Origin of the sequence: Actinomadura keratinilytica, assembly GCF_039539665.1 — a bacterium.
Classification (GTDB): Bacteria; Actinomycetota; Actinomycetes; order Streptosporangiales; family Streptosporangiaceae; genus Spirillospora; species Spirillospora keratinilytica.
In genome coordinates this window covers 14105-28460 of sequence record NZ_BAABDO010000018.1, presented here as the reverse complement: position 1 = coordinate 28460, position 14356 = coordinate 14105, and the positions used below count along the sequence as shown (strand labels likewise).

The 14356-nt window shown below is 73.9% G+C and carries 16 protein-coding genes; 3 read left to right on the top strand and 13 right to left on the bottom strand.

What is annotated here, in order from left to right; all coding sequences use genetic code 11:
• Positions 1-14: 14 nt before the first annotated feature.
• From ABD879_RS09040 to ABD879_RS09030, 3 genes are read right to left on the bottom strand one after another with little or no spacing between them, the layout of a single operon-like run.
• The gene (locus tag ABD879_RS09040; protein ID WP_345019380.1) at positions 15-1076 is read right to left on the bottom strand and encodes a FecCD family ABC transporter permease; all 1062 of its coding nucleotides are present in this window, start codon (positions 1074-1076) and stop codon (positions 15-17) included.
• Positions 1073-2068 (bottom strand): FecCD family ABC transporter permease, encoded by a 996-nt coding sequence (locus tag ABD879_RS09035; RefSeq protein ID WP_345019378.1) that lies wholly within the window; start codon positions 2066-2068, stop codon positions 1073-1075. The genes ABD879_RS09040 and ABD879_RS09035 overlap by 4 nt, the downstream gene beginning before the upstream one ends.
• Entirely contained in the window at positions 2065-3024 is a 960-nt protein-coding gene (locus ABD879_RS09030; protein ID WP_345019376.1) for an ABC transporter substrate-binding protein, read from the bottom strand. The genes ABD879_RS09035 and ABD879_RS09030 overlap by 4 nt, the downstream gene beginning before the upstream one ends.
• A 151-nt stretch (positions 3025-3175) precedes the next feature.
• On the opposite strand from ABD879_RS09030, the gene ABD879_RS09025 reads away from it, so the two are divergent.
• Positions 3176-4414: a hypothetical protein gene (locus tag ABD879_RS09025; protein WP_345019374.1), complete on the top strand. Its 1239-nt coding sequence runs from the start codon at positions 3176-3178 to the stop codon at positions 4412-4414.
• Positions 4415-4740: 326 nt separating this feature from the next.
• Here ABD879_RS09025 and ABD879_RS09020 read toward each other — a convergent pair whose 3' ends face one another.
• The 10 genes from ABD879_RS09020 to ABD879_RS08975 form a co-directional block, all read right to left on the bottom strand.
• On the bottom strand, positions 4741-5148 hold the full coding sequence (locus tag ABD879_RS09020; protein WP_345019372.1) for a RidA family protein: 408 nt from the start codon (positions 5146-5148) through the stop codon (positions 4741-4743).
• A gap of 22 nt (positions 5149-5170) precedes the next feature.
• The gene (locus ABD879_RS09015; RefSeq protein ID WP_345019369.1) at positions 5171-6286 is read right to left on the bottom strand and encodes an MFS transporter; all 1116 of its coding nucleotides are present in this window, start codon (positions 6284-6286) and stop codon (positions 5171-5173) included.
• Between the two features lie 111 nt (positions 6287-6397).
• On the bottom strand, positions 6398-6883 hold the full coding sequence (locus ABD879_RS09010; RefSeq protein WP_345019367.1) for an RrF2 family transcriptional regulator: 486 nt from the start codon (positions 6881-6883) through the stop codon (positions 6398-6400).
• A gap of 85 nt (positions 6884-6968) precedes the next feature.
• Positions 6969-7958, bottom strand: a complete 990-nt coding sequence (locus ABD879_RS09005; protein ID WP_345019448.1) for a HEAT repeat domain-containing protein — start codon at positions 7956-7958, stop codon at positions 6969-6971.
• 18 nt (positions 7959-7976) lie between these two features.
• A complete protein-coding gene (locus tag ABD879_RS09000; protein WP_345019365.1) occupies positions 7977-8180 on the bottom strand; it encodes a hypothetical protein in 204 nt (67 codons plus the stop codon).
• Entirely contained in the window at positions 8177-8611 is a 435-nt protein-coding gene (locus tag ABD879_RS08995) for a HEAT repeat domain-containing protein (protein ID WP_345019363.1), read from the bottom strand. Before ABD879_RS08995 ends, ABD879_RS09000 begins: the two co-directional genes overlap by 4 nt.
• A gap of 167 nt (positions 8612-8778) precedes the next feature.
• Entirely contained in the window at positions 8779-9318 is a 540-nt protein-coding gene (locus ABD879_RS08990) for a putative immunity protein (protein WP_345019359.1), read from the bottom strand.
• Positions 9319-9703: 385 nt separating this feature from the next.
• Positions 9704-10078: a CBS domain-containing protein gene (locus ABD879_RS08985; RefSeq protein WP_345019356.1), complete on the bottom strand. Its 375-nt coding sequence runs from the start codon at positions 10076-10078 to the stop codon at positions 9704-9706.
• Positions 10079-10109: 31 nt separating this feature from the next.
• Complete coding sequence (locus ABD879_RS08980) at positions 10110-10937, bottom strand: universal stress protein (RefSeq protein ID WP_345019353.1); 828 nt, start codon at positions 10935-10937, stop codon at positions 10110-10112.
• A 123-nt stretch (positions 10938-11060) separates the two neighbouring features.
• A complete protein-coding gene (locus tag ABD879_RS08975; RefSeq protein WP_345019350.1) occupies positions 11061-11267 on the bottom strand; it encodes a DUF1918 domain-containing protein in 207 nt (68 codons plus the stop codon).
• Positions 11268-11622: 355 nt separating this feature from the next.
• On the opposite strand from ABD879_RS08975, the gene ABD879_RS08970 reads away from it, so the two are divergent.
• The gene (locus ABD879_RS08970) at positions 11623-12564 is read left to right on the top strand and encodes a 2-hydroxyacid dehydrogenase (RefSeq protein WP_345019348.1); all 942 of its coding nucleotides are present in this window, start codon (positions 11623-11625) and stop codon (positions 12562-12564) included.
• A 138-nt stretch (positions 12565-12702) separates the two neighbouring features.
• The gene (locus tag ABD879_RS08965; RefSeq protein WP_345019346.1) at positions 12703-13920 is read left to right on the top strand and encodes a PP2C family protein-serine/threonine phosphatase; all 1218 of its coding nucleotides are present in this window, start codon (positions 12703-12705) and stop codon (positions 13918-13920) included.
• The last annotated feature ends 436 nt before the right edge of the window (positions 13921-14356 follow it).

Sequence of the window (14356 nt, the reverse complement as noted above, 5' to 3'; positions counted from 1 at the left end):
GCAGGGGGACGGATTCACGGCTCGACGGCATGCCGGCGGGCGACGGCCAGCAGCACCGCGGCGCCCACACAGGTGGTGACCGCGCCGACGGGAACGCTCAGGTGCTCGGCGCCCCAGGCGGTGACCGCCCGCGACGCCAGCTGGGCCACCGCGTCGGCACCGCACACCGCGACGGCGCCGGCCAGCGCGGCCCCCGGCAGCGCCACCCGCAGGTCGGCCCCGAACAGGGCCAGCGCGGCATGCGGCACGACCAGCCCGACGAAGCCGAGCGCGCCCACCGAGGCCACCGCCCCCGCGGTCAAGGCCACCGCGCACAGCAGCGCCAGCCCGCGCGTCCGCGCCGGGGCCAGACCGGCGGCCTCGGCCACCTGCTCGCCGCAGCGCAGCAGCATCAGCGGGCCCGCGGCCAGGCAGGCGACGGCGCCCCACAGCAGCTCCCACGGCCACAGCAGCGTCCAGTGCCGCCAGGTGCGCGCCTCGGTGGTGCCGACCATCCACTGCACGACGCTGCCGATCTCGCCCGGCGCGGCCAGCAGGGTCACCGCCGTCGAACCGCTCAGGGCCGCCGAGACAAGGACGCCGTGCACCGCCATCTGCGCCGGATCCGAGCGCGTCCGTCCGGCCAGCAGCCACAGCAGCGCCGCCCCGCCGCAGCCGCCGGCGAGCGCGGCGACCACGACGGCGGCCGGTGACGCCCAGTCGGCCAGGCCCGCCCCGGTGGCGGCGACCGCGCCGAGCACCGCGCCGGGGGTGACCCCGGTGACCTCGGGCGCCGCCAGCGGGTTGCGCAGCGCCGCCTGCAGGACCAGCCCCGCCAGCCCCAGCGCGGCACCGGCGCCGAGCGCGACCAGCACCCGCGGCATCCTGACCTGCCAGACCAGGTGGTGGGCGGTCGGATCCACCGCACCGCCCGTGAGCGCCCGCCACGTCGCCTCCGGTGGCAGCGCCCGTCCCGCCGCCAGGTCGATCGCGGCGGCCAGCGGCACGGCCAACAGCAGCGCGCCGAGCATGAGCGCGGGCCGCAGCCGGCGGGCCGTGCCGGGTACGGCGGACGCCGCCTGCGCGGAGGGCGTCATCGGGCACCGCCCTTCGGCTCGATGCGCGGCCGCCGCAGCAACACCACCCCCACGGGCACGCCGACCAGCGCCGTCCAGGCCCCGACCGGGGTCTCGACCGGCTTGAGCGCCAGCCGCGCGGCCTGGTCGGCCCACACGGTGACCACCGCTCCCCACGCCACCGTCCAGGGCAGCCACCGCACCACGTCGGCGTCCGGACGCAGCCGCCGCGCCAGGTGCGGGGCCAGGAACCCCACCCAGGCGATCGGGCCGCAGACCGCCACCACGGGGGCGATGAGCAGCACGGCGACGGCCAGCGCCCCAAGCCGGGCGTGCCGCACCCGCAGCCCGAGCGCGGCGGCGTCCTCGTCGCCGAGCCGCAGCACCGCCAGCATCGGCGCGCACAGCACCAGCAGCGGCCCGGCCGCCAGCAGCCACGGCCACACGTCGTGCCAGGCCCGCCAGGTGCGGCCGGACAGGCTGCCCAGCAGGTAGCGGAAGATCACCTGCAGGTCGAGCTGGTCGGCCATCACCATGAGCACCAGCAGCGCGGCCTGCAGCGCCGCCGCCACCGCCGCCCCGGTGAGCAGCACCGCCGAGGGGCTGCGGCCGAACCCGGCGGCGACCAGCGTCGCCAGCCCGCCGAACGCGGCTCCCGCCAAAGCCAGGATCGGGTGCGCCCAGCCGGGGAGCGTCAACGCCAGCACCAGCGGGGCGGCGACCCCCAGCGCCGCCCCCGACGAGACGCCCAGCATCTCCGGCACGGCCAGCGGGTTGCGCAGCGCCTCCTGCATGACGAGCCCGGCGGCCCCCAGGCAGGCCCCCGCGACCAGGGCCAGCAGCAGGCGGGGCAGCCGCACGTCCCGCACCACCACCGCCTCCAGCCCGTCGGCCGCGCCGCCGGGCAGCGCGGCGGCCAGCCGGGACGGGGGGATGTTCGGCGTTCCGAGGCAGAGCGCGCACAGCGCCGCGGCGGCCAGCAGCCCGGCCGCCAGGACGACCGTCCGCCTCATCGCAGGGCGGCCGTGGCCTCGTCCAGCACGATGCCCAGGGACCGGGTGCCGCGCCCCTTGGCCCACACCTCCGGATCGACCTCGATCACCTTGCCGTTCTTGACGGCGGGGATCTGCGACCACAGGGCGTTGCCGGCCATCTTCTCCGACAGCCTCTTGCCGGGCGCGCCGAACGCGATCGTCTCGACGAAGAGCACGTCGACGTCTTGGGCCAGGATCTCCTCCAGGCTGTAGGCGCCCTCGACCCCCCGGTCCTTCCACGGGTAGTCGCAGATCCGCGGGAACAGGCCGGCCGCCACGTCCCTGCCGGGCGCGGCCACGCCGAAGTTCTCGTCGCTGCCGAACACGATCAGCGCCGTCTTGCCGCTCTTGGCCTTCTCGGCGGCGGCCAGCTTGGCGCGCAGCCGCCGCTCGGCGGCGACCGCCCGGTCGCCGCGGTGGGTGAGCGCGGCCAGGTCGCGCAGGTAGGCGACGCTGTCGCGCCAGGTGGCGGGCTGCACCGCCCAGAACGTGGTGGCGCCCTGCAGGGCGGGGGCGAGCTTGCCGTGGGTGTCCTCGAGGCCGATGACCAGGTCCGGCTTGTGGGACAGGATCGCCTCCACCTCGGGGCTGAGGAACCCGCCCGGGATGACCGGGATCTGCTGCGCCTTCTCCTTGCCCAGGAAGCGGGGGTGGGCCAGGAGCGAGGAGTTGGTGGCGGTCGGCACCATGCCCAGCTCGGTCAGCATGTCGTCGCAGAGGGCGACCAGGCAGACGATGCGTTCCGGGGTGCGCTCGGGCGAGATCTTCTTGCCCCGCACGTCGGTGATGCTGTCGGCGTCGGCCACCGGCTGGACGGGCGGCAGGCTCGCGGCGGCCCGGCCCGCGGCGCCGGGGGCGTCGTCGGCGGCGCCGCAGCCGGCCAGCAGGACGCCTGCGGCGGCGAGGGCGACGGTGCGTCGCAGGATGCGGCTCAAAGTGCGCGGCATGGTCGGTGGGTTCTCTCTGTCCGGGGTCGGGACGCGCCGGGGGAGACGGCCGAACGGGGCGTGCTCCTCCGGGCAACGGTTCGGCATGATAATCGTTTTCATTATCGATGCGCATCCGACCGCCGCCTGGGGAGGATTGGTGACCGATCTGCGTCTCGTCGCGGCCGACCACGTCGCGGGCGCCGTCCACGTCGTCGAGCCGCGCACCGGCCGCCCGCTGGCCCGGCTCGACGGACGCCACCTCGCCGAACACGCCGGCTTCCTGCACCTGCCCGGCGGCAGGCTCGCGTTCGCCGACGAGCTGGCCGGCGAACTGGTGCTGCTCGACCCGTTCGCCGCCGGGACCGGCGGTCCGCTGGTCGCCGCCACCGCCCCGGTCGCCGTCCCCGCCGAACACCTCGCCGCCGACCCGACCGGCCGGTACCTGGCGGTGACCACCGGCTGCGGCCGGTCCTGGGAGCCGTGGAGCGACCTGCTCACCGTCGTCGACCTGGCCGCCGCGGACCGCCCCCGCTCGGTACGGGTGCGCACCCGCGTGGGCGAACCGGGCGTCGCCCTGCTCGCCGACCGCGCGGGCGACCCGCTGGTCGTCCTGCGGCATCGGATGCCCGGCTCCCTGGACTTCTACCGGCTCCGCGAACTGCTGGAGGCGCCCCCGGGCTGCCCGCCGGTGGAACCCTTCGCACGGCTGCCCCTGCCCGACGACGGCCACGGAGACGCGGTCGATCCGGTCACCGGGCGGGTGTTCGCCGCGACCGGCGGCGGCGTGCACCGCGCCCGCTTCGACGGGTCCGCCCCGCGCGCCGAGCGGCCACTGCCCTGGGACACCCCGGAGCACACCGGCGGCCGGGGCTTCTACCTGCGGCTCGACTCCGCCCGCCGCACCCTGTGGAGCACCGTGCGCGGCGGGCCCGGTGAGCCCGGCCGGTGGCCGGAGTGGACCAACGACGCGTGGTGGCACCGGCTGGACGGCGCCGCCGCCGGGCGGGTGCCGCTCGGCCCCGGGCTGGTCTTCCGGCTGGCCTTCTGCGCCGACCGGGCGGTCTTCACCCGGATCCATCCGGACGGAGACGAGGTGATCATCGTCGACGCGAAGGACCCTGCCGTCCTCGCGCGCGTCCCGCTGCCGCCGATGGACCGGGCCCCGCGTCGGGGGGCCACCCCCTGGGACGGCGTGCAGCGCCGCGCCGTCGCCGCGTCCCCCGCCGCCTCCCTGGTCGCGGTCACCCGCGGCGGGCACGGCCAGATCCACCTGCTCGACGCCTCGGGCGCCGCGCAGCCGCGCACGCTCGACCTGCCCACTTCTTTCGAGGAGGGCGGCCACATGGCCCTGGTCGCCCCCGACGACGGCTCGGCAGGAGACCCCGTCGGCCGCTGAGGCCGCCGGTGAGGCGGGCGGACGTGTGCGCCGGCGCGGACAAGCCGACGGGGTTGAGCAGCGCACCGGCAGGCCGCGCAGGTCGAGCCTGCGCAGGCGTCGGCGGGCGGGCAGCGGAGCGTTCGTGCGGCCGTGGGCCCGATCGGCGAGGTCGGTGGCCAGGAGGGCGGCTGCGGCCGCGCGAGCACGACCGTCGCGCGGCACCGGAGCCGCCCGCCGACCCGGCGGAACGCCGATCGCGTTCCCGGACGCGCCGCACGGCCGAAGTGGTGAGGGGCCCTGCCGCCCCGGAAGCATCCCCGGGGCGGCAGGGCGGGGTCATCGCGTCACGACCGGGCGGACGGGGCGACCGCGACGGCGTCGATCTCGAAGAGCATGCCGGGGAGGGCGAGCGAGGCCACGCCGGTGAGGGTCTGCGCGGGCGGCCGGGAACCCCAGATGCGCTCGAGGTGCTTGACGAGCACGGTCAGCTTGTCCGCGTCGTGATCGACGATGTGGGTGCGGATCTGCACGACGTCGGCGAAACCCAGGCCCGCGGAGGCCAGGGCGGTGCCCAGGTTGGCCAGGGACCGCTCGACCTGCTCGCCGAAGTCGGAGGAGGTGACGTTCCCCTGCTCGTCGGAGGCGTACTGGCCCGCGATGAACACCAGGCCGCCCGGTGCGCGGACGACGTGGCTGTAACCGAAGCCGACCGGGTCGTGCAGTCCGGCGGGGTTGACGATGTCGTGCGTCATGGCGATACCTCTCTGTTGTCGATCAAAGGGGTTTGCGGGACGTCGCGACGGTCGCGGCGGCGACCAGCGCGAAGGAACCGGCGACCCACAGGACACCGGTGGTGGCGAGGCCATCGACCGTGGCGCCGCCGACGAGGGCGCCCAGGGCGATGGACAGGTTGAACGCGGCGACGAACAGGGACGAGGCGGCTTCGCTCGCGTCGGGGGCGGCCTTGAGCATCCAGGTCTGCAGGCTCACCGACACCCCGCCGTAGACCAGGCCCCAGGCGACCAGCAGCGCGGACGCGGTCACCGGCGCGGTGCCGAGCACGGCGAAAAGCGCCGTCACGGCCGCCAGGCCGGTGCAGATCGCCAGCAGGGTGCCGCGCAGGTGCGCCCCCACCCGCGACCCGGCCACGAAGTTGCCCGCGATGCCCGCGGCCCCGTACGCCATCAGCAGGCCGCCGACGAGGGCGTCGTCCACCCCGGCCGCCTCGCGCAGCACCGGACGGACGAAGGTGTAGGCGGCGAAGTGCCCGGTGATCAGCAGGAACGTGACGAGCACGCCGATCCGCACGCCGGTGTTGCGCCGCAGCAGCCCCGGCAGTTCCCGGAACGACAGGGTGCCCTGGGACGGCAGCGGCGGCACGAGGACGAGCAGGGCCGCCAGCGCGGCGAGCCCCAGCATCCCCACCGAGGCGAACGCGGCGCGCCACCCGCCGAGGTCGCCGATCAGCGTCCCCGCCGGGACGCCGACGACCGAGGCGGTGGAGACCCCGCCGAACACGATCGACGTGGCCAGGGGCACGTGTTCGGCGGGCACCAGCCGCACCGCGAGGCCGCCCGCGATGGCCCAGAACCCGCCGATGCTCACGCCGATCGCCGGCCGCGCCGCCAGCAGGACCGCGAAGTGCGGTGCCGCGGCGCACACCAGGTTGGCGGCCGCCATGAGACCGATGAGCGCCGCCAGCAGGACCCGCCGGTCCACCCCGGCGGCGGTGACGGTGACGACCGGCGCGGACGCGGCGGCGACCAGGCCGGGCACGGTCAGCATCAGCCCCGCCGTGCCGTCGGAGACGGCCAGGTCGGAGCCGATCGGGGTGAGCAGGCCGACGGGCAGCAGCTCCGACGTCATCAGCGCGAAGATGCCGAGCGCCACCGCCAGGACCGCCGGCCACGTCCGGTCGAGCGACCGCGACCTATCCCTAATCTGACTAGGAAACATCCAGAATTTCTCCTGCGAAAAAGCCCTCTCAGGGGGAGGGGGGTTTCAGGTGCGCGTGCCGGTCAGCCCGTGGCGGACCTCCCCGGGGACGGCGGGGAAGCGCTCCTCCACCGTCGCCTTGAGATCGGCGAGGGTGCGTCCGGCCAGCTCACGCCGCCAGTTCAGCTCCGCCTGGCGCATGAACTGGGAGATCACGCAGATCTTCCGGTAGTCGACCCCGGGTGCGCCGCCGGGGCCCCGCCGCAGGATCTCGGCGCACTCGAACGCCTCCTGCGGGCCCTCGATCGCCACCACCACGTCCAGCACCGTGATCTCCTCGGGGGCGCGCGCCAGCCGGAAACCGCCCCGCGGCCCGGGCGTGGAGGCGAGGATGCCCGCCCGCACCAGCGCCTGCAGCTGCTTGTTGAGGTAGGCGGGCGGCAGCTCGTAGAACGCGGCCAGGGTCGAGGTGGGGACCGCGCGATCACGCTCCACCCACGCCAGGTTCAGGCATGTGTGCAGCGCCCACTCCACGCCCTCGCTCATCCGCATGTCCTGGATCATACATGTCCAGAATTCACCGCCGCACCCGCCCCCCTGCCGGCCGCGCCCGGAGCCACGGCATACGACTTGCCGCTCAGCGTGCGCTGCGCAGCGTGAGGAGGTAGGTCGCCGTGAGCGCGACGGCGCGGTCTTCGTCATGGGACAGCTCCGCCAGGGCGCGTGACGTCGTCGGCCCCGGAATGTCCGCGAGCGCCTCCGTCAGCCGGCGGCGCGCGGTCGGATCGGGACCGCCGCGGGCGAGGCGGTCCACGAGCCCGGTGGCGATCCGCTCCGCCAACGCGGGATCACCGGCCAGCGCGCCGAGCGCATCGGCCGCGTCGACGTCGCTCGCCCCCTCGGCGACCATGCCGATGAGCGTCGGGATCGCCTCGGCGACTCCGCGCGACCCGAGCGCCAGAGCCGCACGCCTGCGGACCGCGACGGCGGAGTCGGTGAGGGCGTCCCGCAGCAGTGCGGTCGCGCCGTCGCCCGCGATCTCGGCGATGGCCTGGACGGCGCGTTCGCGCACCTCGGCCTCCGGTGCGCCGAGGGCCTCCGCCAGCGGCGCCAGGCCGTCCTCGCCCGACCGCGCCAGGGCCCATCGCAGAGCCCCCGCCACGTTCGGGTCCGTCTCGTTCAGCACCGCCTCGGCCAGGGCTTCCACCGGCACCGGATCCCGTTCGCCCGAGGACAGGGCCCCGCGCTGGCGCCGTGTGGCGCTCTCCGACCCCAGGGCCTGGAGGAGCGCGATGATCCGCAGGACGTCCGCCCAGTCGGCGGGCCCGGCGGCGTCGATCCGGCGCAGCCGCGTGAGCAGCTCCGTCTGGCTCGCGATGCGTTCGCGCGTCCGGCGGATGAGGTCGTCGACGAGCTCGGAGGGGCTGAAGCCGGGACCGTCCAGGACGCGCCTCACCTCGCTCAGCGACAGCCCCAGCGACCGCAGGCTCTCGATGTGGAAGATCCGCCGGATGTCCTCACTGGAGTACTCCCGGTATCCGGCGTCGGTACGCCCCTTGGGCCGCACCAGGCCGAGCGACTCGTAGTGCCTGAGCATGCGGGCGCTCACCCCGGACCGCCGAGCCACATCCCCGATCAGCACTGCCTAACCCTCCCGGTCGGCCGTCCCGAGGGCCACGAGCCGCTTCGCCTCCTCGACCGCGAACCCGAACCCGGCCTCCGGGTCGCGGAACAGCCGTTCGGTGGCGATCGCGTGCTGACGCACGCCGGGGGCGGTACCCGTCATCGCGGCGCGCAGTACCGGCATGACGACCTCGCCGAGCGCGATGAGCGCCCGGCTGAGGCTCAACCGGGTCTCCCGCCCGCCGCGCCCCAGCTGCGTGGCCAGCACCGCGGCCAGGTCGGCCTCCTCGCCTTCGGGCACGAGCACGACCGCCGCTCGCCACGCGCCACCTCGTCGTCGGCGTCGGTCAGCAGCTCCCGGGTGATCGCAGGCCACGCCCGCCGGTCCCCGATCTTGGACAGCGTGTGCAGGGCCTGGCTGCGCACCTGCGCACGCTCCGAACGCAGCTGGTCGACGAGCCGCGGGAGCGTCGCCGAGGACGGGTGGCGGGTGAGCGCCCACGTCAGCATGTCGCGCACGAAGAAATCGGGCTCCACCGCGCACCGTTCGATCAGCTTGTCCACGAACCCCGGGTCGGGGGCCGCGCCGACGGCCATCGCCGCCCGCAGCCGCACCGACGAACTGCCGTTCTCCAGCCCGCGGAGCGCTCGCGTCATGTCCGTGTTCTCTTCTGGCATGGACATCCGCCACCTCCCGGGCTTGAGTGAAGGCCCTGTCACTGTGTCAAGGTCAAGCGCGACGGGCCGCCGCACCGCGCTGGAACGCGCCGTCCCGGACGGTCCACCGCCGCCTCGTGCAGGGCCGGCGGGGCCGTATCTCGGCGTCACCGGAGCGACGCGTCCAGTTGACGCATCAGTTCTCCGACCCGCCCGCCGCCGGAGGGGGCGAGCGGATAGCGCTTCAGGACGTCCACCACCACGGGACCGGCGAGCGTCCGCACCCGCGCGATGTGGTCGGCTCCGACAGCGGGATCGCCCCCAGCGGACAGCTCGAACGCTCGTGCGGCATGAGCGGCCGAACCGAGGATGTGCTTGACCTGCGTGGCCTTCGCCAAAGGGTGGAGGAACGCCGCCCCGGCCGCGGCCATGGCCGCACGCGCGGCGTCGCTCGCCGCGGCCTGCTCCGCGTCGCGGGCCTCCCGAGCCGCCCGATGCGCCTCCCACGCGCTGTCACGGAGCGCCTTGGTCCGCTCGGCTCCCTCCGCGAACGCCTGCGCGGCGTCGACCGCGGCTCGCGGACGCCGATCGCCGGGGCGGTCGCGCTCGAAGATCGCCAAAGCGGGTCGTGCGCAGGCCGCGGCGAAGCCGGTGACCTCGCGAAGTTCGGACATGCTCAGCTCGATCGCCGTGGAGTCGTGCGCCACAGGTCATCCCTCTGCATAGGAACCGAACGGCACGTTCAACCGTATCGTTGAACCTTCGGTGTAAACCTGAGCGCGTATTTCGTGACTCGAAGCGGAGCAACCTTCAAACGCCGGTGACACTGCACCCGCTGCACGTCACCATCGACCACGGGCCGCACGGCGTTCGGCCGCATCGGTGTCATACGAGGCTGAAGCACACGGCGGCGACGATCGGCGCCATGCCCCCGGGAGGATGATCCCGTGCGCGGAAGAGCACCGGCAGTGGAGCCGTTGCCGATCCTGGTGATGACGAACACGACACCCGGCCACGGCGCTGGTGGACGAGCTGCTGCGGTGCGGCGTGACCGGCGCGGCGCCGGCGCCGAGCGCGGGCGACCCGGAGGCTTCAGACCGCCCAGGTCTCCAAGGTGAGCAGATCGCGCATCGACACCATGCCGACGAGGCGCCCGTGATCGTCCACCGGCAGGTGCCTGATGCCCGTCTCCAGCATCCGGCGTGCGACCTCGCTCGAGTCCTCCTCCAAGGCGGCGGTCTTCATCTGCGTCGAGGCATACGCCGCGACCCGCTCCGATGCCGGGTCGGCCGACGTCGCCAGGGCCCGCACCAGGTCACGCTCGGTGATGATCCCGACGATCCGCTCACCGTCGAGGACGGCCAGGGCGCCGACCCGCTGCTCCTGCATCCGCCGCGCCGCATCCGCCAGCCGCTCCGCCGCCTGGCATCCGAAGATCTCCGGCCGGTACACGTTCCTGATCAGCATGTTCCCTCCCCGCTGAGCCGATCGTTGGTCGTCAGGTCTCCGGGACGATCACCACGGCGGACAGCGCCTGGTGCAGCAGCGCGTGGCCGACGCTGCCCAGGGCGTGCTCGGTGATACCGGGGCGGTGCGTCGCACCGACGACGACCAGGGCGGCCTCGTCGGACTCGGCCACCAGCGCCCGCGCCGGGTGCTGCTCGGAGATGGTCCGGGAGACCTCCACGTCCGGATACTTCGACCGCCATCCCGCCAGCGCCTCGGCCAGCAGCACGTCCTCCTCCGCCTTCGCCCGGCCCGTGAACTCGCCGCCGAGCGCGTGCACGGCGTTCAGATGCGCACCCCGCAGGGCGGCCTCCTCGAAGGCCCAGCCGATCGCGCGGGACTCGCGCCCCCGTTCGGCGACCCCCACGACGATCTCGGCGGGCGCCGAGTCGGCATCGGGCGCACTGTCGGTGACCGCCAGCACCGGGCAGCGGGCACCCGTCATGAGGCGCAGGGCCACCGCCCCGAGGATGGGACCGCCGAAGGCCTCGAGCCTGCTCGTCCCGACGACGATCAGTTCCGCGCGCTCGCTTTCGAACACCAGGGCCTTGCCCGGCTCCTGAGCCAGCAGCCGTGTGCGAACCTCCAGCCCGGGGTGCAGCCCCAGCGCGTACGCCTTGGCCTCGATGAGCAGGCGCGTCCGCTCCTCCTCCAGCCCCTCGTAGGCGGCCTCGCTCAATGATCCGTCCCGGTACAGCAGCATCGAGGCGTGCACCAACTCCAGCGGACGGCCCCGAAGGCGCGCCTCGGTGGCCGCCCACGCGACGCACCGCGGTGACGCCGTTGAACCGTCCAGCCCTGCGACAACGGGTGTGTTCATGAGCCATCCCCTCACCTCATCGGGCCGGTTCCGTCCTCATCCCCCAGGACGAGGCGTCTACTGCGGTGATCGTGCGTCGGCAGGCGCTCACCGCCACCGGGGCGAGCGTCCTTGGTGTGCCGCCTACCGCTCCTTGGCCGATTCGGGTGGGAAGTGCTGGATGGTGGCGTCGGAAGAGGGGAAGAAGGTGCTCTCGTGGCCGTCGTCCCATCGGACGACATAGGGAGGCCCTCCGTCCCGCCCGTGCACTTCCAGGATCTCTGCCTCGCGGTCGGGGTCGCCCACGTGGTGTCCGTGGACTACCAGCCGGTCTCCTGCGTTCGCTCGCATGGTGTCCTCCTGACAGGCCGTTTGAAACTCCATCGTGGTGCGGGTGATGGGCGGCCACAAGGGGCGAAGGTCGGTAAACGCACAGGTCAACGGCAATATGGAGACCATGGGGCGCTTCCGGACGCGCAACCCCCACGCCGCCGGGCAAGGAACTGCGTCACTCGTGCCCTACCCGAAGGTGTGACTGCTCCGTCACAGCCTGCGTCGTGGTCGCCGCCAGGGGCGTCTCGGCCGTGCCGGGCCCGGGTTGTGCCGTGGCCTCGACCGCTCCGGCGCCCTGGTCCTGGCGATTGGTGGTCGTCCGGGCTGATAGGTGTGGGTGGTGCAGATCAACCGTGACGAGGCCGGGAGAGGCGTGACCTTGAACCGTGTACTGCAGATCGGCCCGCTGCCGCCGTCGTTGGAACGCGACATGCGCGAGCATTACGACGTCGTGCAGCTGAACGACGTGCCGGACGGTCATCTCGACGAGCACGGCGCCGGGTTCACGGCCGCGGTCGCCAACTCCCGCATCGGGGTGGACCGCGCGCTGATGGAACGCCTGCCGTCGCTGCGGGTGATCGTGAACTTCGGGGTGGGGTACGACGCGATCGACGTCGAGGCCGCCAAGGAACGCGGGATCGCCGTCGCCAACACGCCCGACGTGCTCAACGACTGCGTGGCCGACACGGCCGTGGGCGGGCTGATCGACGTGATGCGCCGCCTCTCCGCCGCCGACCGGTTCGTGCGGCGCGGCGACTGGGCCCGCGGCCCGTTCCCGCTGGCGACCAAGGTCAGCGGCAAGAAGATCGGCATCCTCGGCCTGGGCCGCATCGGCCGGGCCGTCGCCCGCCGCCTGGAGGGCTTCGGCGTCGAGATCGCCTACCACTCGCGGTCGCGGGTCGACGGCGTCCCCTACGAGCGCATGGACAGCCCGGAAAAGCTCGCGGCCTGGTGCGACGCGTTGATCGTGGCGACCTCCGGCGGGGCGGGCACCCGGGGTCTGGTCTCGGCGGCGGTGCTGGAGGCGCTGGGGCCGGACGGCTACCTGGTGAACATCTCGCGCGGCAGCGTGGTGGACGAACCCGCCCTGGTCGCCGCCCTGACCGGCGGACGCATCGCGGGCGCCGCACTCGACGTGTTCGCCCACGAGCCGGACGTGCCCGCCGAGCTGCTGACCCTGGACTCGGTCGTTCTGCTCCCGCACATCGGCAGCGCCACCCACGAGACGCGGCGGGCCATGAGCGACCTGGCCTTCCGCAACCTCCGCACCTTCCTGGAGCAGGGCACGCTGATCACACCCGTCCCGGAGATCTGACGCCCCGGCGACCCGCCGGGCGGGTACGGCCGCTCTGCGGCCTGGCGGGTCGCCGACACGGGCCGCCGCGCCGTGCGACCGGCCCCCGACCTGCGAGGATAAGGAGGAACCCGCACAGAGGTCACATACAGTGGTCAAGTGGAGAACTCGGCAAGCGCCCTGCGGGACACCGCCCCCAAGCTTGAGAGCATCCAGGCGATCACCGATGAGGTGTTGGCCCATTTGGGCCTCGACGACTTCCTGGACACCCTGCTGGAGCGCGTCCGCCAGATCCTGGAGGTCGACACCGCCGTCGTGCTGCTGATGGAGCGTCAGGCGCGCTTCCTGGTGGCGGCCGCGGCGAAGGGGCTCGAGGAGGAGGTCGGCCAGGACGTCCGCGTCCCGGTCGGCGAAGGCTTCGCCGGGCGTGTCACCGCCGAGCGCAGACCGGTCTACACCGACGACATCGCCAATGCCGGCGTGTACGACCCGCTGCTGGTCCGGCGGGGCCTGCGCGCCCTGCTCGGTGTTCCCCTCATCGCCGGTGGCACGCTGGTGGGCGTCCTGCACGTCGGGTCGCTCACCGAACGCCGGTTCACCCCGGACGAGACCGAGTTTTTGCAGGTCGCGGCCGCGCGGATCGCGATGGCGATGCATTCCCTGCTCAGCAGGGCCGAACGCGCCGGAGTGCTGGAACTGCAGCGCAGCCTGGTGCCGACCGCGCTGCCGACCGTCCCCGGCGTCGAGTTCGCCGCCCGCTACCGCCCCGGCAAGGCGAGCGTCGGGGGCGACTGGTACGACGTCTTCCCCCTTCCCTCCGGCGAGATCGGCATCGTCATGGGCGATGTGGCGGGCCACGGGCTCCCGGCCGCGGTCGTGATGGGGCGGATGCGCAGCGCCCTGCGGGCCTATGCGCTGGAGGCCGACGATCCGGCGGAGGTGCTGCGCAAGCTCGACCGCAAGTTTCAGCACTTCGAGCCGGAGGCGACGGCGACGGTGCTGTATGCGATGTGCGACGTCGGGAAGGGGCGGGTCCGGGTGTCGTCGGCGGGCCACTGGCCCCCGGTCCTCGCCCTGCCGGAAGGCGATGTCAGGTTCGTCGACCTGAAGACCGACGTCCTGATCGGTCTGGGGGACGACATGCCCCACCAGAGCACCGCCGTGACGCTGCCTCCGGGCGCCCTGCTGTGCTTCTACACCGACGGGCTGGTGGAGCGCCGCAACAGTGAGATCTCCCACGACCTCTCCCGCCTGCGCGACGCGGTGTACGCGGGTCCGCCCGAAGCGGTCTGCGCCGAGGTCATCTCGGCGCTCATCGGCCGTGAGCGGGCCGAAGACGACGTCGCGCTTCTGCTGATGCGCCGCACCCCGGGCTGACCCCCGGCGGCATCGGCTGCGCGAGCCGCTCAGGGCCGCCGACGGGCGTCCCAGGCGGTCCGGCCGGCGCATATCGCCGGGTCGCAGGGCCCGGGGATACCCGGAGGCGATCAGCATCCCCGCCAGGCGCGGCCGTGACGGCACGCCTGCGGGACCGCAGGCCGCCGCGCCGCACGGCAGCCGCCTCCGTCGAACGTCGGCTCTTTCGGCCGTTCACTGAGCACCGACCACGCCGCGGGCAGCACCACCGCACCGCATTCGCGGTACTCGGTGCGCGGCATGGACGAGGATGCTTCCCGCGTATTCCAGGTGCATGCCCGAATACCGTACGTCGTCACCGAAGCTCAGAAGACCGCCCCACTCGAAAAGCGTGCGGACACCGCGCATCCGCAATGTCACTCACCGCTGAGCGCGACCACGCAGAGTTTCCCGTTGA